This is a genomic window from Sphingobacterium sp. UGAL515B_05, assembly GCF_033097525.1.
Classification (GTDB): Bacteria; Bacteroidota; Bacteroidia; order Sphingobacteriales; family Sphingobacteriaceae; genus Sphingobacterium.
This window is the reverse complement of the sequence record NZ_CP109907.1, coordinates 5,951,006-5,971,930: the sequence shown is the minus strand read 5'-3', so window position 1 is coordinate 5,971,930 and position 20,925 is coordinate 5,951,006. Positions and strand designations below refer to the sequence as shown.

The 20,925-nt window shown below is 39.0% G+C and carries 16 protein-coding genes and 1 tRNA gene; 10 read left to right on the top strand and 7 right to left on the bottom strand.

All coding sequences use genetic code 11. The features are described 5' to 3' along the window. Positions 1 to 34: 34 nt before the first annotated feature. Both OK025_RS25005 and OK025_RS25000 read right to left on the bottom strand, forming a co-directional pair. Positions 35 to 1,729 carry a phosphoethanolamine transferase gene (locus OK025_RS25005; RefSeq protein ID WP_317667451.1) on the bottom strand — a complete coding sequence of 565 codons (1,695 nt, stop codon included), beginning with the start codon at positions 1,727 to 1,729 and terminating at the stop codon, positions 35 to 37. Further along, a complete protein-coding gene (locus OK025_RS25000) occupies positions 1,729 to 2,916 on the bottom strand; it encodes a BamA/TamA family outer membrane protein (RefSeq protein ID WP_317667450.1) in 1,188 nt (395 codons plus the stop codon). Before OK025_RS25000 ends, OK025_RS25005 begins: the two co-directional genes overlap by 1 nt. A 937-nt stretch (positions 2,917 to 3,853) precedes the next feature. Between OK025_RS25000 and OK025_RS24995 the strand changes: the two genes are divergently transcribed. From OK025_RS24995 to OK025_RS24965, 8 genes are all read left to right on the top strand, one after another. Then, positions 3,854 to 4,240, top strand: a complete 387-nt coding sequence (locus OK025_RS24995) for a hypothetical protein (protein WP_317667449.1) — start codon at positions 3,854 to 3,856, stop codon at positions 4,238 to 4,240. Next, positions 4,237 to 4,314, top strand: a complete 78-nt coding sequence (kdpF, locus tag OK025_RS26865; RefSeq protein WP_120259290.1) for a K(+)-transporting ATPase subunit F — start codon at positions 4,237 to 4,239, stop codon at positions 4,312 to 4,314. The genes OK025_RS24995 and kdpF overlap by 4 nt, the downstream gene beginning before the upstream one ends. A 98-nt stretch (positions 4,315 to 4,412) precedes the next feature. Then, complete coding sequence (gene kdpA, locus OK025_RS24990; protein ID WP_317667448.1) at positions 4,413 to 6,101, top strand: potassium-transporting ATPase subunit KdpA; 1,689 nt, start codon at positions 4,413 to 4,415, stop codon at positions 6,099 to 6,101. A gap of 22 nt (positions 6,102 to 6,123) precedes the next feature. After that, on the top strand, positions 6,124 to 8,133 hold the full coding sequence (gene kdpB / locus OK025_RS24985) for a potassium-transporting ATPase subunit KdpB (RefSeq protein WP_317667447.1): 2,010 nt from the start codon (positions 6,124 to 6,126) through the stop codon (positions 8,131 to 8,133). 77 nt (positions 8,134 to 8,210) lie between these two features. Beyond that, positions 8,211 to 8,780 carry a K(+)-transporting ATPase subunit C gene (locus OK025_RS24980; RefSeq protein ID WP_317667446.1) on the top strand — a complete coding sequence of 190 codons (570 nt, stop codon included), beginning with the start codon at positions 8,211 to 8,213 and terminating at the stop codon, positions 8,778 to 8,780. Positions 8,781 to 8,871: 91 nt separating this feature from the next. Beyond that, complete coding sequence (locus tag OK025_RS24975; RefSeq protein ID WP_317667444.1) at positions 8,872 to 9,954, top strand: porin; 1,083 nt, start codon at positions 8,872 to 8,874, stop codon at positions 9,952 to 9,954. Positions 9,955 to 10,037: 83 nt separating this feature from the next. After that, entirely contained in the window at positions 10,038 to 11,159 is a 1,122-nt protein-coding gene (locus tag OK025_RS24970; RefSeq protein WP_317667443.1) for a sensor protein KdpD, read from the top strand. A gap of 1 nt (position 11,160) precedes the next feature. Next, positions 11,161 to 12,915, top strand: coding sequence for a sensor histidine kinase (locus OK025_RS24965; protein ID WP_317667441.1), 1,755 nt, complete (start codon positions 11,161 to 11,163; stop codon positions 12,913 to 12,915). A gap of 110 nt (positions 12,916 to 13,025) precedes the next feature. Here the strand turns inward: OK025_RS24965 and OK025_RS24960 are convergent, their stop codons facing one another. From OK025_RS24960 to OK025_RS24945, 4 genes are all read right to left on the bottom strand, one after another. Continuing rightward, entirely contained in the window at positions 13,026 to 13,937 is a 912-nt protein-coding gene (locus OK025_RS24960) for a helix-turn-helix domain-containing protein (protein ID WP_317667439.1), read from the bottom strand. Positions 13,938 to 14,851: 914 nt separating this feature from the next. After that, the gene (locus OK025_RS24955) at positions 14,852 to 15,454 is read right to left on the bottom strand and encodes a GNAT family N-acetyltransferase (RefSeq protein WP_317667438.1); all 603 of its coding nucleotides are present in this window, start codon (positions 15,452 to 15,454) and stop codon (positions 14,852 to 14,854) included. Positions 15,455 to 15,462: 8 nt separating this feature from the next. Beyond that, on the bottom strand, positions 15,463 to 15,855 hold the full coding sequence (locus tag OK025_RS24950) for a hypothetical protein (RefSeq protein WP_317667437.1): 393 nt from the start codon (positions 15,853 to 15,855) through the stop codon (positions 15,463 to 15,465). A 411-nt stretch (positions 15,856 to 16,266) separates the two neighbouring features. Continuing rightward, a tRNA-Arg gene (locus tag OK025_RS24945) sits at positions 16,267 to 16,338 on the bottom strand. Positions 16,339 to 16,615: 277 nt separating this feature from the next. Here OK025_RS24945 and OK025_RS24940 point away from each other — a divergent pair. Beyond that, a complete protein-coding gene (locus OK025_RS24940; RefSeq protein ID WP_317667436.1) occupies positions 16,616 to 16,918 on the top strand; it encodes a hypothetical protein in 303 nt (100 codons plus the stop codon). On the opposite strand, the gene xerD is transcribed toward OK025_RS24940, so the two are convergent. Next, complete coding sequence (xerD, locus tag OK025_RS24935) at positions 16,919 to 17,821, bottom strand: site-specific tyrosine recombinase XerD (protein ID WP_075991976.1); 903 nt, start codon at positions 17,819 to 17,821, stop codon at positions 16,919 to 16,921. It lies immediately after the preceding gene. Between the two features lie 248 nt (positions 17,822 to 18,069). Between xerD and OK025_RS24930 the strand changes: the two genes are divergently transcribed. Then, entirely contained in the window at positions 18,070 to 20,925 is a 2,856-nt protein-coding gene (locus OK025_RS24930; protein ID WP_317667435.1) for a M16 family metallopeptidase, read from the top strand.

The window sequence follows — 20,925 nt, the reverse complement described above, 5'->3', positions numbered from 1 at the left end:
TTCGCAGTGGTAAACTGACGCTACAAATTGTTTGTTAATTTTTAATACCATTCTTTTCAAGCATTTCGATATCCATTTGCTTCAGGTTCATCTTTCGATAAGGAACAGCGATATCGTGATCGTTAAGATAGAGGCGCGGGGCAATCTTAAAATCTTTATGAATTAATGATAGTGTGGTATCCAAATAAGGGCTGTACAGCTGGGCCGCATTCAACATTGTGTGGAAGACGGCATTGCTTGAAATTGGTTTTTTACTGTTTATTCTTGCAGCCTGTATGGCATTTTTATGGTCGGCTACATAGGAATCTGAAAACCACATAATAAACGGAATTCTTAATTGATAATATGTAGGCGTCGGTGAAGCATGTAAAAATTTGTTTCTATTATCATCCATCAAGTCTTCACCATGATCAGAGGTGTATAATAGGGCGACTTTTGCACTCGTTTTGTTCAAGGCATCAATGGTTGATGATAGAAAGTGATCAGTATACAAGATGGTATTGTCGTAGGCGTTGACCAGTCTGTCCTGTTCAGATCTGCTGACATTACTGATATGGTCGGGCATGTATTTTCTGAACTGTTCGGGATAGCGATCCATGTATTTAAAATGCGATCCATAGGTATGGAGTAAAATAAATAAGTCACCTTTATTTTCCTGGATCTGCTTTTGCATTAAAGGGATAAGCTCTTCGTCATAATGATTTTGAGTGACTCCGGTTTTTTTGTTCGTCGTGCGAAGCGTTTTATACACTTTTGCACTCTTGGTAAAATATTCGATAAAAGAGCCATTTTCAGCTTGATTGGACAGGGATATCGTGGTGAAGCCCGTTTCATTAAAAGCTTCAACAATACCTTTTCTTTTGTATATGCTATTATAATCAGTGATTTTGACATCCGATAAGAGGATCGACACACTCTTATGTGTTGTATTGGACTGAGTTAATGCATCTTTAAATACGATCAAGTTTCTTTGCCGCTTTAAGCAGGGGTTCGTTTCTCTATGATATCCATATAGCGACCAATTGTCGGCTCTGCCAGTTTCGCCAACGACTAGTACATAAATCTGTCTTTTTGAAAGATCTGATGATTCCCTTTTTGCATCGAACTTAAACAAATTTGAAGTTTCCCGATAGTGTTTTATTTTATCTATCTTTCTAATAGCCAAAACCAGATTGTTTATCGCATTAATCGGATATATGTCGTTTTTGAAGATAAGAGGATCGTTATTTTTTAGTGTACTGAATGCGGATAACAATAGAGCCAATACTAAAAATAATGTTGCTGACAGTTGAGTCTTCCTTCTAAAGATATTGCTTAAATAGCTCTTTTGGATCCATTGGCGTATAGCGAAAACCAGAACCGGGACGTAGAGCACGAGTACTAAGGCGATTGAGGGTAATAGGCTGCTGAGCAGTTCATTGATCTCCGAAGTATTGGTGGAGGCTACATTGAGGAACATATCCACCGCGATTCCGTCCTCACCATACAGGTAGAAAAGTACGATCTGAAAAGCATGTAAAAATAGGAGTGGAAAGGTTAGCAGCAGGCTAAATCCTGTATTTTTTAACACAGAAAAAATTAGCATGTACAGTCCCAACGGAAAGAATAAGATAGTCAACTTTCCTAATCCATCTACGGGTTGGGTCATAGCAAAATAGAAACTGGGAGCCATATTTACTAAAATGTAGTACCAGAATAGAACAATTGGATTTTTTGTAATTGTCTTCATTAAAATGCTTCGTAAATATTGAAATAGAAACCGTTTTGTCCTCTACCAAAGCCGTAGTCAAGGCGCACGTTTACTCTGTTTTTGAATTCCCATCGGTAGCCTAGGCCATAGGTAGGAAGGGTATGTGACCAGTCGATTTTTTTTGTGGATTCGAAGACGTTTCCGGCTCCGCCCCATAACGCGGCACCATGACGGCCATGTATTTTTTGCCGTAATTCCACCTGGCTATTGAGCTGGTTACGATCACGGTATTGCCCTAAAAAATAACCCCTCATCTGCCGCGGTCCACCTAGTTTTGATATCATTGTCCAAGGAGTTTCCCTACTGTTAAATTCTCCGTTAAAATCGAAGGCAATAAGGCCGTTTGTCCATAAATTTTGATATGCTCTTGTCGTGAACTTTATTGCATTAAAGAAATTCCCGTTTCCAAAAATAGCCGGGAAGAATGTTTGTTCATATTGAATAAATAAGCCTTTACTTGCATTAGGAATAAAGTCTCTACTGTCGTAGGATGCTAGAAGACCCCAGCCTATCGCCGTATTCGTCGTATTTTGGTCAGGCTTAAAGGAGATATCCTCAAAGTTTTTGCTGCGAATATTCTGCGCCGAGAATATTAATCCAACATACGTATTGCGAAGTATTTTTCGCTGTAAGTCGAATTTTAGTCCCAAGTGGTATTCATCATATCGCGAATATAGACCTGATGCGCCGGCCTCATAGCCAATCCCATAGAATCTGGTCGGTAGGTATTTAAAATTCATATCGTAATTCAGGCGATATTTATTCTCGGGAAAAATTGTTGTATTCTGGACACCGATTGAGAAAAAGCCACTTGTGGTAATATTGGCGTATACTGCAACATCTGAGGGCGGGAGACTTAAATCATGTTTATCAATTCTGTAAAGTCCTGAGGCCATCAGGCCTAAGCCAAGTTTTGTATCAACAGAATAGTTTGGCCCACCTATAAATGAGATGTCAAATTTACTTTGTGACTTGTCTTTTTTTGCCTCTTCAAAATAACTCGTAATTCGTTTGAAAAGATTTTTTTTAATATGTAAACTGTCTTGTAATACTATTACGCTATCCTGCTTCGTTGGCTTTGAATATGTCAATTCCTGAGCAGATGAAATTGTAATGGAAAATAGAAAAATTGTGGATAATGCAATCCAGGTAAGTGTTTTTGTCATTGTAAAATTTCGTTGGTAAACGATGATGATAGGAAGAAAAACCTAGCATGATATTAAACGGGATGTTAAAAGAACAATTTTCAACATCGATTTATACCCTAAAAAGAGTTAAGGATAAAAGAAATAAATAAAATATATGTTTAAACACATAAACAAAGGTAAGACTTTTTAGCCGATCTGTATCGCTGTAAAGTCAAGGTAAAGTAAAAACGACTGCGATTTACTTTAAAGTAGAAAACGCCAGCACGAATTATGATGTTTTCGCTAGAACCAATTATTCAAATTTGAGGAATGGCGGTCTGAAGTTTTTCCTTTCTTACAGCTGCTTTGAAATTGAACAATATGCATCGATCAGAAATCGAATAGCAACTTCTATATTTTTATTGACAGCTAATCGGTCATAACAATTTATCATATAGTAACCAACGATATATAGCTATTCCATTTATTTTCTGTCATTCAATTTTCTAACTGGATAGATGTTATTCATGTTAAAGGCCGGTATGGTGTGATTCATTCATTCCAATAGGATTGGAAGTCCTATCATTTTGAGAAAAATGCTATCAAAATGATAAGGTTTTTTTTAGTCGTTATGTGTTGTTTTTATATTCAATATGTTGTTATTCAGCTTGTTGTTTGTTTTGTTTTGTTGTTGGAATACAATTTGGCATAATGGATTTAAAGAAATGTAAAAATGAACAATACAAATGTTAAATGGGAACAGAGACAAGAGCCGCCTTCGTTTCGCCAATGGCTAGAATCGTACCACCTCATGCTGATTGTCATGCTAGCGGTATTGAATGTCGGTGCAATTATAAAACATTTTAGTGCAGTTTAATAAAATAAGAAAATGATAACGTTTGTATTAATTATCGCAGGTATAGCCTGCTTCGGACTATTCATCAAGTCTATTGGCTTTTTTGAGAAAATTTGAAAAATGAACGAAATAAATGAAACATTGGCAAGTCACTATCTGGCCAAACACTATGGTGAAATAAGGGAACAAATCGACACATTGTCTTCCCGTAGAAATTTCGCCGGAATATTTCAAGCTATTGTAAACCACTTCAATCTACTGGTTTCAGAAGGACAGCTTGAAAAAATAGGTGTTCGGTTAAAATACATGAGTTGGCTCTACAAAAGAGGAAATGAACATGTGCGTGATATTATTGAAAACCTATTTGTACGCTCTTTTCGAGGCATGAGAAGAAGATGTACGACAGAACAGTGGATTTACATGTACCAACATATTCCGCAAAATCTTAAACAAATATATCTGCTGCAGAACAGCAACAGTTATATCACTCAAAAATCTTTTATATGACAGCATTATTTGTGGTAGCTATCGGTGTATTTGTATACATCTGCTATGTACTACTAAAACCAGAGAAATTTTAAAAAGCTATGACCGATGGGAGGTGGATGAGGTATGCCCTCATTTTACAGGATTTCATCGGGTAGTTTAAAAGAAAAAACTGAAATAATATCAATAAAAAATGAATACAGAAATTTTAGGAATAATCGTCATGTTTGTCGTATCGGTATTACTAGCAATACCGTTGGGCAAGTACATTGCAAAAGTATATGCTGGCGAAAAAACACTGCTTGACCCCATATTTAATCCCCTGGAAAGGATCTTTTATAAGGTTAGTGGTATCAATCCTCAGGTTGAAATGAACTGGAAACAACAGATGGTGGCGATGGTCACGATTAATTTGATCTGGTTTTTACTTGGAATGCTCATTTTAATGACGCAGGGTAGTCTACCCTTGAATCCGGATAATAATCCGAGTATGTCTGCTGACCTTGCGTTCAATACCGTAATCTCTTTTGTTGTTAACTGTAATTTGCAACACTATTCGGGAGAAACAGGGCTGAGTTACTTGGGGCAATATTGGTTGATGTTCTTACAATTTGTGAGTGCTGGCATCGGTTTGGCAGCTGCTGTAATTGTTTTCAGAGCATTCCGCGACCGCACAGCAAATACATTGGGAAATTTCTACAATTATTTTGTTAAGTCTTGTACACGTATCCTACTTCCGCTTTCATTCGTGGTGGCTATCATCTTAGCTTTTGAGGGCACACCTATGACTTTCGAAGGAAAGGATACCATAATTTCTTTACAGGGAGATACCGTTGCCGTCTCTAGAGGGCCTGCAGCGGCATTTATAGCGATCAAACATATTGGTACAAACGGCGGTGGTTTTTTTGGAGTAAACTCTGCACATCCCTTTGAAAACCCTTCTTACCTTTCCAATATGGTCGAAATGGTTGCGCAATTCATCATTCCTTTAGCCATGATATTTGCCATGGGCATATTTATCAAGCGGAAAAAATTCGCCTGGATGGTTTTTGGCGTGATGACCGTCGGCTTCCTTTTGCTTGTTATTCCGAATATTATCATGGAGACCAAAGGCAATCCAGCGATAGCTGCAATGGGGATTGATAATTCTCTTGGCGCGATGGAAGGTAAAGAAGTTCGCTTTGGTGCGCCTGCGTCTGGTTTTTGGAGTATCGTAACCACAGTGATTTCAACAGGATCTGTAAATGCAATGCATGATAGTACCATGCCACTATCCGGAATGAATGAACTGCTCGCTATGATGATTAATGCTTTTTATGGTGGTTGTGGTGTTGGGATTTTAAACTTTTTTATTTTCATCATTCTCGCAGTATTTATCAGCGGCTTGATGGTGGGGAGAACTCCAGAGTTTCTAGGTAAAAAAGTGGAAGCCCGGGAGATGAAAATAGCAATGATCATCGCCTTGTTGCACCCTTTTCTAATTTTGGTCGGTACGGCTTTGGCGGCCGCAATGCCGCAATACACAGCTTCAACATTGAACAATCCCGGATTTCACGGATTTGGTGAAATGCTTTATGAATACACTTCATCGGCTGCAAACAACGGTAGTGGTTTTGAAGGATTGGGAGACAATACCATCTGGTGGAATGTCAGCACTGGTTTTGTGCTCATTCTGTCTCGCTTCTTGCCGATTATTGGACCGGTAGCTATCGCGGGTTTATTGGCCGAAAAGAAATTTATTCCTGAGGGAGATGGAACATTGAAAACAGATACAGCAACTTTCGGACTTATGGTCTTTGCTGTTATCGCCATTGTTGCTGCGCTATCCTTTTTTCCAGCGCTGGCATTAGGTCCCATCGCAGAATACTTTTCACTTTATTAAACGTTGATTAAAGACATTAGAAATGAACAATAATACATCACTGTTTCAAAAAGATATGGTACAGGAAGCACTGAAACAGTCTTTTGTGAAACTGAATCCGAAAACAATGTTTCGTAATCCAGTCATGTTTACTGTATGGATCGGAACAATGATTATGCTGATTGTCAGCTTATGGACATTGGCGGGGGCAAAGGGACAGGGTAGCTTTGGTTACAACTTTGCCGTATTCATTATCCTATTACTCACACTGTTGTTTGCCAACTTTGCCGAAGCTATCGCTGAAGCGAGGGGAAAAGCGCAGGCGGATAGCCTGCGCAAAACAAGAGAAGAAACTCCGGCTAAACTTAAAAATGGCCATACCATCTCTTCTGCTCAGTTAAAAAAGGGTGATATTTTTGTCTGTGAAGCTGGGGATGTTATCCCCTCTGATGGTGAAATTATTGAAGGTCTTGCTACCATTGATGAGAGTGCAATCACAGGGGAGTCTGCACCCGTCATTCGGGAAGCGGGCGGTGACAAAAGCTCCGTAACAGGAGGAACGAAGGTTCTTTCCGACAGAATTGTTGTTCAGGTAACAACACAGCCTGGCGAGAGCTTCCTCGATAAGATGATTGCCTTGGTAGAAGGTGCTTCAAGACAAAAAACACCGAATGAAATTGCTCTAACAATCTTGTTGGCCGGTTTTACATTAGTATTTATCATTGTATGTGTCACACTAAAACCATTTGCTGACCATGCGAATGTAGGTATCACAATTGCTTCCTTTATCTCGCTGTTTGTCTGCCTTATCCCAACTACTATTGGTGGATTGCTTTCAGCGATAGGTATTGCCGGCATGGACCGCGCTTTGAGAGCGAATGTTATTACAAAAAGTGGTAAGGCTGTGGAAACCGCCGGCGATATTGATGTCTTGCTATTGGACAAGACTGGCACGATTACAATTGGTAACCGCAGAGCAACCCATTTTTATGCTGCGCATGGTATTGATGAGAATAAATTAATAAAAGCAGCTGTATTGAGCTCCATGACGGATAAAACACCGGAGGGCAAATCCATTATAGAACTGGCGGGTATCAATCCGTTGAGTTATGATGTGAAAAACCCTGAATTCATCAAGTTTACAGCTGAAACACGAAGTTCAGGTATAGATTATGAAAACATACGTATCCGAAAAGGTGCAACTGATGCGGTTAAAAATCTTGTTACAAGAGCTGGCAATACATTCCCGGAAGAAGTTGAAGAGAGAGTCAGAGCAATCTCCCAAAATGGAGGAACGCCTTTAGTCGTTTCTGAAAATGAAGTTGCACTCGGCGTAATTGAGTTGCAGGATGTGATCAAACCGGGTATTCATGAACGGTTTGAACGCCTTCGCAAAATGGGGATCAAAACCGTGATGGTAACCGGTGACAACCCCTTAACAGCAAAATTTATTGCCGATAAAGCAGGTGTGGATGATTACATCGCTGAAGCGAAGCCTGAGGACAAAATGAACTATATCAAAAAGGAGCAATCTGAAGGGCGTTTGGTCGCAATGATGGGCGATGGAACAAATGATGCTCCTGCTTTAGCTCAGGCCGACGTGGGAGTAGCGATGAATTCGGGTACACAGGCGGCAAAAGAGGCGGGGAATATGGTCGACCTAGATAACGATCCGACAAAATTGATTGAGGTGGTTGAAATTGGTAAGCAACTTTTGATGACGCGGGGAACATTAACAACGTTTAGTATCGCCAATGATGTGGCTAAATATTTTGCCATTATCCCGGCTTTATTTATAACTGCCATCCCGGCTTTGCAAGGACTGAATATCATGAAATTGCACAGTCCCGAAAGTGCAATACTATCGGCGGTAATTTTCAATGCGATCATCATTCCGATGCTCATCCCATTGGCGCTGAAAGGTGTTGCCTATAAACCAATTGGAGCAAGTGCATTATTACGTCGAAATCTTCTCATATTTGGATTAGGTGGGGTTGCCGTTCCTTTTTTAGGTATTAAGGTGATAGATATGTTAATATCTGTTTTCTTCTAATTATTAGATACATCTGGATTTTAAACTTCATAAAGGACAGGTTTCCTTCGGATTTTATCTCCATAACATATAAAAAAATGAAAAAAAATATTCTATCTGCATTCATGTTGACCTTCGTCATGATTGTATTCTTTGCGGTTATCTATCCACTTGCTGTCTGGGGGGTAGCTCAATTTTCATCCAATGCTGGAAAAGGAAAAATTATCCAAAATCATGGCAAAAAGTACTATGCTAATATTGGACAATCTTTCACAGCTGACAATTATTTTTGGTCAAGACCTTCGGCCGTAAATTATAATGCAGCAGGTTCGGGCGCGAGCAATAAGGGACCTTCAAATGCCGAATACCTAACACTTGTGGAGGCGCGCATTGATACATTTCTAATGCACAACCCTGGCATCAAGAAATCGGAAATACCAGTGGACCTGATTACGGCTAGTGGAAGTGGCTTGGACCCCAATTTCTCGATTCAAGCAGCGAAAATTCAGGTCAAACGTATTGCAGCAATACGAGGTGTCGAAGAGCACAAAATAAATCAACTGATTGAAGACAATACCGAAAAGCCATTGTGGGGAATGTTTGGCCCGGAGAAAATCAATGTGTTAAAACTCAATATCGCCTTGGATAATATCGGAAAACAGAATTAGAAAACTCCAACCTTGAAACTATCTGGCTCTGTCTAATTCGTCTTCGTGCTGATCAGAGCCGGTAGTTTTTTAGATAAATTATTTGTAATAAATGAAAAAAATAGTGATGTTCTCTACCCTGATGGTGGGAGCAACTGGAAGCCTATTGGCTCAGGAAGAATCAAAAAAAAGTCTGCTGATCAGCGGTTACGCAGAGCTATATTATCAGCAGGATTTCAACAATCCTAAATCGAATACTCGACCAGGGTTTGTTTATAGCCACAATAGAAATAATGAAGTCAGTTTAAACTTGGGTATGATCAAAGCAGCCTATGAAACACCATATACAAGAGCGAATCTCGGTTTCGGTGTAGGCTCATATATGAACGCGAATTATATAGCCGAACCGGGGGTCTTAAAGAATATTTATGAAGCTAACATAGGGGTCAAGCTTTCCAAAAATCATAATCTGTGGTTAGATGCAGGTATTTTACCTTCACATATTGGTGTTGAAAGCGCCATAGGTGCGGACTGTTATACATTGACAAGGAGCATGATGGCCGATAATTCTCCTTATTTTGAGACGGGAGCAAAATTGTCCTATGGTACTGCGAATGGCAAATGGACCATGGCGATTTTGGTACTAAATGGATGGCAGCGTATCCAGCGGGTGGATGGAAACACTACCCCTGCGTTTGGACATCAACTGACTTTCCGTCCTTCGGCTAAGGTGACCTTAAATAGCAGCTCCTTTATCGGAAATGATTTTCCGGAGAGTGAACGACGAATGCGTTATTTCCACAATCTGTATGGACAGTTTCAGGTCAGTGAACAATTTGCGCTGATTGTCGGATTTGACATTGGAGCACAGCAAAAAGAGAAAGGAAGCAATAAATATGCAACATGGTACACTCCGGCATTAATTGCGAAGTACAGCCCTACTGACAGGATGAGCATTGCCGCTAGGGGTGAATATTACAAGGATAAGAATGGGGTCATTGTCACTACGAAGACGGAAAATGGTTTTCAGACATTTGGTGCATCGCTCAATGTCGACTATCAGATTTTACCGAATGTGGTCTGGCGAACTGAACTGAAAAATCTGAATAGTAAAGACGCTGTATTTGCTCAACGGGATAATCAAATGAAAAAAAATAATTCTTCATTGGTTACTGCATTGACAGTTCGTTTTTAATTATCCCTCTATTTTTAGTGGTTCCCCTTAGCGAATTGTCTAAGGGGAATTTGTAAGTTTATAAAACATAGTAATTATATATTATGGATGAAAGAAAGAGTGCCGAACATTTTTTGAATCTGATCGAGAAGTCCCGGAGAGGTAAATTTAAACTCTATATCGGAATGAGTGCAGGAGTAGGGAAAACGTATCGTATGCTTCAGGAAGCCCATGCGCTATTACGGAATGGTATTGATGTTAAAATTGGCTATATTGAGACGCATTTTCGTGCAGAGACACACGCATTACTGGAGGGCCTGCCCTTAATTCCCCGTAGAAGGCTTTTTTATAAAGGTAAAGAGCTGGAGGAGTTGGATCTGCAAGCAGTTTTGAGTCTTCGTCCAGAGATTGTAATTGTTGACGAGCTTGCTCATACCAACATAGAAGGAAGTAAAAATGAAAAAAGATGGCAAGATGTGATGGATATCCTTGATGCTGGTATCAATGTGATCAGTGCCGTCAATATTCAGCATATTGAAAGCCTTAATAACGAGATTCGTGATATCACAGGTGTTGATGTTCAAGAACGGATTCCAGATAGTGTCGTGGCACAGGCAGATGAAGTTGTCAATATAGACTTAACAGCAGAGGAATTAATTAATAGGTTGAAGGAAGGAAAAATTTATGAAAGTTCGAAAATCGCGTCGGCGCTAAGTAATTTTTTTAAAAGTGAACATATCCTCCAATTAAGGGAACTCGCATTGAAGGAAGTCGCCGCACAGGTTCAACGCAAAGTCGAAACTGAGGTCGTTCTCAATCGAAATGTCAAAAAGGAACGTTTTCTGGCCTGCATCAGTTCCAATGATAAAACAGCTAAAAATGTGATTCGGAAAACTGCCCGTTTAGCCAATTATTACAATAGCAAATGGTATGTCATGTATGTACAGGTTCCAAAAGAAAGTGTAGATAGGATCGCCTTGGATAAACAGCGGCACCTCATCAATAATTTTAAACTGGCGACTGAACTTGGGGCCGAAATTATTAAGGTAAAAGCAAAAAATGCCACTAAAGCCATTATGAAGGAATGCGAAGAGCGTATGATAACAACAGTGTGTATTGGCAAGCCACATATCAATTTGATCCGGATTATCCTTGCGACAGATACTTTCAATGCATTGTTAAATAAATTATCACAAGAGAATATTGATCTCGTAATACTGTCATAAGATGAAAATTAAAGCAAAATTGACATTTGGGGTTGGGCTCCTATTTATTTTAATAGTGGCCTTGGCTGCTATTAGTGGTTGGTATATTAATCAGCTCAAAAGAGATACGAATAATATACTTGTCGCAAACTACAATACACTGCTCTATTCACGGAATATGCTCTTGGCATTGGAAGATATCGGGAAGGATGCTGCAGCGATTGATACATTTCAACATAATTTGAGCCTACAAATGAGAAATGTAACCGAAATAGGGGAGATTGAAACGACAAACCTTGTTGTCAAGCATTTTGGCTTACTTAAAAATAAACCGAATGATATAGCCCTGAGTTCTTTCATCAGAAAAGATATCACTCAATTGATGCGGTTAAACATGGATGCAATCAGTAGAAAAAGTAGTATTGCCGATGAAACAGCCCGAAAGGCAATATTGATCATTTCATTTACAGGTGGATTATGTTTTTTGATCGCTGTCATTTTACTGGTCAATCTTCCGTCCAATATTGCCAATCCTATTCGGGAATTAACGGAAAGTATCAAAGAGATTGCCAGTCAAAATTACTCCAAACGGGTGAATTTTGGGGGACATAGTGAATTTGGGGATCTGGCCCGGTCATTTAACACCATGGCAGAAAAGCTGGAAGAATATTCGGAAAGCAAGCTAGAAAAGATCCTAAAAGGGAAAAAGCGTATTGAGGCGCTGATCGACAATATGCACGATCCGGTTATCGGGATTGACGAAAACAAAATCGTACTTTTTGCCAACGACGAAGCGCTCAATATTTCGGGCTTGCGCAAAGAGGATTTCATTGGAAAGGCCGTTCAGGACATCGCGGTGAACAATGATTTGATCAGAGATATTATAAAAGATATCTTTCTGCCAGAGTTAAAGAGCAATAAAGCAGAACAGCTAAAAATCTATGCGGATGGCAAGGAAAGTTATTTTGAAAAAGAAGTAATTGACATCAATATCATTCCAACAGGAGAGACAGAGAGCAAGTTTATTGGTCAGGTGATTCTATTGCGTAACATAACACCATTTAAAGAGCTTGATCTTGCAAAGACAAACTTTATGGGAACTGTCTCGCACGAATTTAAAACGCCTATTTCATCTATCCAGATGGGGGTACAATTGTTGGAGAATGAAAAGGTTGGTCTTTTGAATGGAGAGCAAAAGGATCTGATCAACGGGATTAAAGACGACACGGAGCGGCTACTTAAGATAACCGGAGAGCTGCTCAATATCACGCAGGTCGAAAGTGGCACAATACAAATAAACCTGCTCCCGTCTGAGATCAAGCCGATTATTGAATATGCGGTAAATGCCAATAAGTCCGCCGCTGACAATAAAAATATACAGATCGAAATAGAAATGGCTCCAGATGCATTGACGGCGATAACCGATAGCGAGAAATCGGCCTGGGTGCTTACCAATTTAATTTCCAACGCGATTCGGTATTCTTATGAAAATGCTAAGATCTATATTAAAACCGAGACTGAAAATACCCAGATTAGGTTTTCGGTCACCGATACCGGTCAGGGAATCCAGTCTCAATATCTAAAAAAGATTTTTGAACGGTATTTTCGTATTCCAGGGACTAAAAAAGAAGGTACCGGCTTGGGTTTGAGTATTAGTAAGGAATTTATCGAAGCACAAGGCGGTACAATTTGGGTCGAAAGTGAATATGGTGCGGGAAGCACTTTTTGTTTTACACTTAATAAGGATAAAAAAGTGGGTGATAAACTGTATGTATAAGCCTTTCAATTAGGTTGAAATAAAGCACTATTCTCGGGCAGTATAGTGCTTTATTTTATCGTTTAACATAGCGCTATTATACCTAACTGTTTCATTACGTATTGTAATGGTTAGTCGAGGAGGGTTATACCTGTCAAGTTTGCTTCATTATTCTTTAGAAAAGCGTAGGTTAGACTGTCAACTTTACAATCGACGAATGTTACTTTTTTTAATTTTCTATTGTATTTAAAGAAGGTATTTAAAATTATAGCACGCTGGAATTTGACTTTGTAAAATCCACAACCTTCGAAATGGCAATCTTCAATCCTACCTTCAAAAATAACATCACTTACCCCTGTATTTATAAATGAAGTGCATTTCAATAGCGTATTGGTCATCTCATTATGCTCAAAATAGCCGGTATCAAATCTGGCACCCGTCAAATCGGCATCGGAGAAATTACATTGACCAATATTGCTTCTCGAAAAATTGGCATCTCTAAATGAGCATTGGTTAAATTGATTTTTTAATAGATTGGAGGATTGTATCTTGCTGTTGGTGAGGTTTGAGGAAGAGAAATCACATAACTCGATATTATTCTTGCTAAGTATCAGCCCCGATAGATCTGCATTTGTAAACTTACAATTTTTGATATTAGAAGAGCTGAATTGTTCCTCCAGATTCTTCAAACCCGAGAAGTCCGCATTTTCCCAATTACCTTTCGACATATTCCAGTGACGGCCAGCTTGATTTTCGGATTTTGATCCGATATCAGTTAGATGGTGGTTTGGATGGCTAGACTCCTGTTCTTTAGGATCGGTTAGATTCTTATGGAAGCTTTCAGAGAAATAGTTGAGGTCTACGGTAAATATTTCTGCAAGTCGGTTCAGCGTTATGATATCCGGCATAGACTCTCCTCGTTCCCATTTACCGACCGCCTGCGGACTGATCGAAATTTGCAGGGCAAGTTCTGCCTGTGAAAGATTTATTCTCTTTCTAGCTTCGGCAATTTTATTGCCAATTGATTTAGAATTTAGCATCATTTCTTTATACTTTTTGATACGACAAAGTTAGTTGGCCTATGATAGATCATGGGATAAATAGTGCTACCATTAGTTGTATTGATACTACTTCTTGTTGTAATGGGCAATGATTCGTTGTATGACCACCAAATTGACGGAGTTTCCTTGATCAAAGCATCTTTTTATGTGAAAATAATTTCGCTGATGTTCCTTGGTAATTTTATAGCGATTTTCTCTCTTTGGTCGACAGAAATCGATCCTAAAGATTTGTCAAATGGAAGAGTATGTAGATTCGCTGTTTGCATGAACTTATTATTTGCCTTTTGTAGAATGAAGTTTGAAGTTTAGTCAGGGTCGTTTCGTTACATATACCTATGTTAGGATTCTGATTTAAAATTAACAATATTTTAATGAACTTCATTTATAAACGGCCTTATTTTTAATGTAAAAGCCCCTCTGTTCTAGTAATAAAACAAAGGGGATGCATATCTGGGCAGGAATATTTTACAGATTTCTCGATATCTGTTTTCCAAATGCTTTTTTAGAAGGAGTGTCTATTATTTGTGATTACAGACAGGAGCGAGAAATCTGAGATATATAAACAGTATACAAGTCTATTGGTATCCAGCTGATGAAAGATTTTCTTTGGCGCGGACCACAGCAAAATAACAATAGATCCAAAGAATAAATAAATATTTGCTCTACAGCACGCTGGAGAGGGGAATCGCCTTTCTGATAAATGAAATTCATTAAGGAAAGTGATTTTCGGTATCTTTTATTCGATTTATGCTCAATAAAATATTTTATATGGGCTGTGAAGATCTTAATGATGGTATATGCATTCTTATCGGATTCGGCTTTTTTCATTTCTGCTTCCGATTCGGGAACTACTGAAATGATTGCCGAGATTGTTTGTTCAATATTCATGGGTTGTATCAATTTGTTGTAATAAGGTTATTCTGTGGTATAGCTGGATCAAAAAGCATAGCGGTGCAATAACATAGCTTAAATTCTTTTTTCTTTAAATCAGGGTAATTCATACAATTTTGACACTTATTCCAGAAAGATGGTTCCTGGGTGATTTCAGAAAAAGTAACGGGCGATAAGCCTAGTTTAGCGTTTATTTTCATAGTCGCTAACGATGTTGTTATTCCGAATATTTTTGCATTTGGATACTTTGATCTAGAAAGTTCAAATAACTGTTTTTTCATAGTCGTTGCGATACCCTTCCTTCGCCATGATGGTGAGACGATAAGCCCACAATGGGAAATAAATTCTCCTTCTGCATAGGTTTCCAGATAAATGTAACCGATCCATTTGCCTTCTTCGGTTATGGCAATGACTGCATTACCTTCAAGGATTTTATGACAGATTGACTGTGGGGTTCTTATCCCTATTCCTGTACCACGGACTTTTGCAGATGCAGCGGTTTCATTGGAAATTTCAGTTGCATATCTGAGATCAGCTACTGTAGCTGTACGCACAATTATAGGATCAGTAGACCGGGTATCAATAGCTGGTTCACAAATATCTTTCATATCAAACTTCAATTTTTAAATTGTTCATCTTTTTTATTTACTTGCATAAGCCGATGCTCATTGCGCAAAATTATTGGGAGCTTCTTTTCGATAAGTGTCCACTCATTTGGGCTACATACCCTTTTAAAATCTTCAAATGCAGCGATAAATATGGTTTTGATTTTAGATTGTACTTCCAGATCTCCACGAATGTACGTGTAGTTCATCACCTGCATTGTCCATGCCAGACGGTGCCATTCTTTGGCAGATAGTATTCCGTGCGTAAATTCAATAATTACTTGAAGTATCTTTCCTATCTTATCTTTTAATTCTGGCCGTTTTAACTTCAAATAAAGTTCCGGAATCACAGATACAATAAAATCTGTTGATTGCATTGTATCCCATTGTTTGGTTACATCCATTGTTTTGGTTCATATTTATTTGGCTAGATGCCAAAAGCATTCCAATCGATATGGATTTGTTTTAAGTGTTTGATAGTTAGTTTGTTTTGTGGTTTTTAAAAAAGAGTATGATAGGAAGTGTCTTTCATTTTGATAACGATATTCCCATAATGAGAAGGGAAATGAACTTCATTTTGCGGATAAGATAGAATTTCAGATCTCTAAAAATTACGGTATAGGAAATTTCGTCATGCTTTCAGCCTCTTTCAACCAATACAACGAAATTGATTAATCTGCATAATGTGAAAACATATTAACTAATTTATATTAGCCGATCTAAATTAAAAATCACCAGCACCAGAACTTATGATTTGATTCTCAGTTTTTATGGACATAAAAAAGGAGGCAACTTTTTTAAAGTGCCTCCTACTGTGTTCCCGGCGGGGGTCGAACCCACATCGTCAGAACCGGAATCTGAAATTCTATCCATTGAACTACGGGAACGTCTCGCAAAGATATACTATTTTCTAAATCTAACAAATAATCTTTGTGATAAAATTCAATCTTTTAGCAGGCAATTTTTAACGCGTTTTATCGTCATTATTTTTATGTTTTCATTTCGCCAATTCTTCATTTATTTACGCTGGTTCTAATGGTTTGTATATGAATGCTTAGCATCTGCCTGGGATGTTTGACGAGATCTAATTGGCTGTTCATGTTATGGTAGAGTTTTGCCTCGTATGCTAAATTTCTACCAACCTTCTCGCTTAAGCCCCATTCGGTGATATGCAGCCATGTCCATGACGTTAATCGACCGCTAGGGCAAAAAGGTAGTCTGATTTCTTTTGATATATTGGAAACGCAGGTTTGGTTGTGGAGAATTCCATTGTCCAGTGGTAATACTTCTCTTGGAAGTGTGGGGCCAACTTCGTACACCGAAAACCCGGAGGTGAAACGTAGCATTTGTGCAATATTAGCGGGATACGTGTGGGATAAAAACAATCCATTCGTTTTGAAACACGATCGTGTGGTGAAAAATTTGGCACATCTTATCCGAATGTCCAAGCAGGAGAAATCGATATAGTTAAGATCTGGGGTGATATTGCGTAATAATGGAATGAAGGTAGTCCCTATCGATGTGTGTATATATTTCGGTCGTGGTAATACTTTCATGACCGAGCATATCTTGTACAGCTCTTAAGTCGGCGCCGCCTTCCACCAGGTGTGATGCAAAGCTATGTCTAAAGGTATGTGGGCTGATGGTTTTTTGTAACCCGATTTTTGCGGCAAGTTCCTTAATGATTAAGAAGATCATAACCCGCGATAATGCGGCGCCTCTTCTGTTGAGGAATACAATATCTTCATTTCCGGCCTTAATCTTGATATGAGGTCTGACCGTTTCTAAGTAGATGCGAAGGTGTTTAATGGCGTGTTGACCAATTGGAATTAGGCGTTCTTTGCTTCCTTTGCCCTCAACTTTGATAAATTCTACATCTAAAAAAAGGTTTGATATTTTGAGGGTGACAAGCTCGGAAACACGGAGACCACATCCGTATAAGATTTCGATGATCGTTTTATTACGTTCACCTTCGGGTGAAGAAAGATCGATTGCCGAGATTAATTGATCGATCTCCTGTATGCTCAAAACGCTGGGCAGCTTGCGTGCCAAGCGTGGCGCCTGAAGGAGATCGGTCGGATTGTTGACGAATTCATGCTCGATCATCAAAAAGCTAAAGAAAGTCTTAAGGCCAGATATCAACCTGGATTGTGTGAAGGGCGAAATATTAAATTCCTGCAACCAAGCCAAAAACTCCTGTATATTCTTTCTCGTTACGGTATTTAAAACCAAATGATTGTCTTCACAGTAGATCTGAAATTTGGATACATCATTTAAGTAAGCATCAATTGAATTAATGCTCAAGCCTCTTTCGAACTTTAAGAATTGTTCGAATTCCTTTTTTATATCACTCCAGTTTTCAAAATCCATTTGCAACAAAATTACAATTAACTGTTGTCCTTTTCGAAAGTTATTCTGTATTTTTAGCTGGAATTATTACAGATTATAAGTAACACAAAGAGACGTTCCCTAATGGAGGGACCCGATTCCTCCTTGGATAATGAAAAAAGTATTGATCTGTAATTTACTATTATCGGGACAATTGATCTCCAGTTCCGTTTACCCTAATATAAAACAATTAGCAAAAATAGCTGACTAAAAAAAAGACATTTTTTTGTATGAAATTCATTAAACCACTTGCATTAGCTTTTCTGTTACCGGCTACATTCTATATAGCAGAAGCAAAAAAGCCAACTACGTTAACCGCGGAAGCACGGGCGATTCTATCCCAAGATAGTTTGGCCCTGAATCAAAAATTACCCTTCGACAACGAAGTCATCACGGGGAAGCTGAAAAATGGATTTACATACTTTATTCGTAAAAATAGCGAGCCTAAGGGGCGTGTTACCATGTATTTGGGCATGAAGGCCGGCTCTATTCTGGAAAATGAAAAACAGCTTGGTTTGGCACATTTTTTAGAGCATATGAACTTCAATGGCCTGAAGCATTTTCCAAAGAATGAATTGGTTAACTACTTGCAAAAGGCAGGAGTTCGATTTGGCTCGGATCTGAATGCCTATACGAGCTTTGATCAGACAGTTTATCAGTTACCAATTCCTTCTGACGATCCTGAACTTTTAAAAAATGGTTTGCAGGTGATGCGCGACTGGGCTCAGGATGCTTTGTTGGAGGGCGAAGAAATTGACAAAGAACGTGGCGTTATCCTCGAAGAAAAACGTGGTGGAAGAGGAGTGCAGCAGCGTTTACAGGATCAATACTTTCCGATGCTGCTCAATGGCTCCCTTTACTCCAAACGTTTGCCTATCGGAACTGAACAGATCCTGAAAACATTTCCTTATACAGAAATACGCAAATTCCACCAGGACTGGTATCGCCCAGATTTACAGGCTCTAATCATTGTTGGGGATATTGATCCTAAGGAAATGGAAGAAAGGGTGAAAGTTTTGTTTTCCGATATGAAAATGCCCAAAAAAGCATTGGAGCGTAAAAAATATCGTGTTGATTTGTTAAACAAGAACCAGTTCTTGGCAATTTCAGATCCGGAACTGCCTTATACCGTCGCGCAGATTTTGATCAAAAGTGAAAAAGAAAAAGTTTCCACCGTAGGAGATTATAGAAACGAGCTGTTAAAGAGTGTTTTCAATCAGATGATCGCAGGTCGTTTTTCTGAATTGATGCAGCAACCGAATCCACCTTTTATGCAGGCAGGTGGAAGTATCAGCGATTTTGTTGCTAACCTCAATACTTTTTCATTGCTAGTGGTCCCAAAACCGGGCGAGTTGGAATCCGGATTTAAAGCGATGCTAACAGAATTTGAGCGTATTCAAAAATACGGTTTTACACAGACGGAGTTGGATCGTGCCATCGCAGATATGAAAAAAGGTAACGAGATGTCTTTTATCGAGCGTGATAAAAAGAAATCGGATAGTTACGTCAATCGTTATCTAAATTATTTTATTGATGATGAACCCGCTTTAAGTAATGAAAACGCTTATCGTTTGACTAAACAGCTGTTACCAACGTTGAAGCTGTCAGAAGTAAATGGCTTGGTGAAAAAATATTATACCGATCTGAACCGCGATGTTTTGGTTATGGGGCCAGAGAAGGATAAGGCCAGTTTACCGGCTGAGTCTACCGTAATGAGCTGGGTAAAAGCAGTTGAAGAAACTCCTGTGACAGCTTATGAAGATAAAGTTTCCAATCTTCCCTTGCTTTCAAAAGAACCGGTGAAAGGCGCTGTTGTATCGTCAAGAAATATTGACGCCATTCAAGCGAAAGAATTAACCTTAAGCAATGGCGTTAAAGTGATCTTAAAGCCTACGGACTTTAAAAATGATGAGATACAGGTTATGGCGTATAGTCCAGGTGGAACATCAGGCTATAACGATGCAGATTACTTTTCGGCCTCCAATGCATCCTCTTTAATTGATGCAAGCGGCGTTGGACAAATGAACAACGTTGAGCTTACGAAGTATCTTTCGGGAAAAGATGTTTCCATCTCTCCTTACATTTCTGAACGCTACGAAGGTATCTCAGGTAGCACAGATAAAGAAGGATTAAAGAATGCTTTTGAATTGATTTATGGTTATTTTACTGAACCTCGATTGGACGAGGATATTTTCCAGAGTACCCTGACCCGGGCAAAAGGATCTTTGGAAAATAGATTGAGCAATCCAAATAATGTATTCTCGGATAAAGTGAAAGAAGTGCTTTATGGCAACAATGTCCGTCGGCAAAACCCAACGGTAGAAACGATCAATAAAATTGATCGGGAGCGTGCTTTGGCAATCTACAAGGAACGATTTGCGGATGCTTCGGATTTTGTGTTTACAATTGTGGGGTCATTTGACGAGAATCAGATCAAGCCTTATTTAGAAACCTATCTTGCCTCATTGCCGGCCCTTAAAAGAGGGGAGAGCTATAAGGATTTAAATATTCTGGAGCCGAGCAAGGGAGAGCGCGTGGTTGTTCATAAGGGAAAAGAAGAAAAGGCAAGTACGCAATTGGCCTACTATGGGGACTATACCTATAATGAAACTGAAAATGTTAATATGGAAGCCTTAGAGAGTGTTTTGACGATCAAATTGCTTGAAAGACTCCGTGAAAAAGAAGGTGGTGTTTATGGAGTGGGCGCTCGGGCAAGTTTTAGTAAGCTGCCAAAAGCGCGTTATGCTTTCTCCATTGGTTTTGGTTCCGCAGTAGATAAGGCTGATGCTTTAATCGCTTCGGCATTGGATGAGGTAAAAAAGATTCAGGAACAGGGGCCCGAAAATGGAGATATTGAGAAGTTTCTAGCAGAACAACAGCGACAAAATGAGTTAAATCTTCGGGAAAATGGCTATTGGCTGAATTATATATCAAGTTCATATCAGAATGATCTTGATCTTACGCGATATACACGAAGAATAGACAATTTGAAGAAGGTAACGTCAAAGTCGGTGCAGGACGTTGCCGGGAAATATTTGAAAAGAGATCGACTTTTTGAATTTATTTTGATGCCGGATTCTAAATAA

Bases quoted from the DNA above. Each gene is read 5' to 3' on its own strand.
- OK025_RS24960 (WP_317667439.1), bottom strand. From the start codon at position 13,937: ATGATGCTAAATTCTAAATCAATTGGCAATAAAATTGCCGAAGCTAGA.
- OK025_RS24955 (WP_317667438.1), bottom strand. From the start codon at position 15,454: ATGAAAGATATTTGTGAACCAGCTATTGATACCCGGTCTACTGATCCT.
- OK025_RS24950 (WP_317667437.1), bottom strand. From the start codon at position 15,855: ATGGATGTAACCAAACAATGGGATACAATGCAATCAACAGATTTTATT.
- xerD (WP_075991976.1), bottom strand. From the start codon at position 17,821: ATGGATTTTGAAAACTGGAGTGATATAAAAAAGGAATTCGAACAATTC.
- OK025_RS25000 (WP_317667450.1), bottom strand. From the start codon at position 2,916: ATGACAAAAACACTTACCTGGATTGCATTATCCACAATTTTTCTATTT.
- OK025_RS24980 (WP_317667446.1), top strand. From the start codon at position 8,211: ATGAAAAAAAATATTCTATCTGCATTCATGTTGACCTTCGTCATGATT.
- kdpF (WP_120259290.1), top strand. From the start codon at position 4,237: ATGACAGCATTATTTGTGGTAGCTATCGGTGTATTTGTATACATCTGC.
- OK025_RS24970 (WP_317667443.1), top strand. From the start codon at position 10,038: ATGGATGAAAGAAAGAGTGCCGAACATTTTTTGAATCTGATCGAGAAG.
- OK025_RS24995 (WP_317667449.1), top strand. From the start codon at position 3,854: ATGAACGAAATAAATGAAACATTGGCAAGTCACTATCTGGCCAAACAC.
- OK025_RS24965 (WP_317667441.1), top strand. From the start codon at position 11,161: ATGAAAATTAAAGCAAAATTGACATTTGGGGTTGGGCTCCTATTTATT.
- kdpB (WP_317667447.1), top strand. From the start codon at position 6,124: ATGAACAATAATACATCACTGTTTCAAAAAGATATGGTACAGGAAGCA.
- OK025_RS25005 (WP_317667451.1), bottom strand. From the start codon at position 1,729: ATGAAGACAATTACAAAAAATCCAATTGTTCTATTCTGGTACTACATT.
- OK025_RS24930 (WP_317667435.1), top strand. From the start codon at position 18,070: ATGAAATTCATTAAACCACTTGCATTAGCTTTTCTGTTACCGGCTACA.
- kdpA (WP_317667448.1), top strand. From the start codon at position 4,413: ATGAATACAGAAATTTTAGGAATAATCGTCATGTTTGTCGTATCGGTA.
- OK025_RS24975 (WP_317667444.1), top strand. From the start codon at position 8,872: ATGAAAAAAATAGTGATGTTCTCTACCCTGATGGTGGGAGCAACTGGA.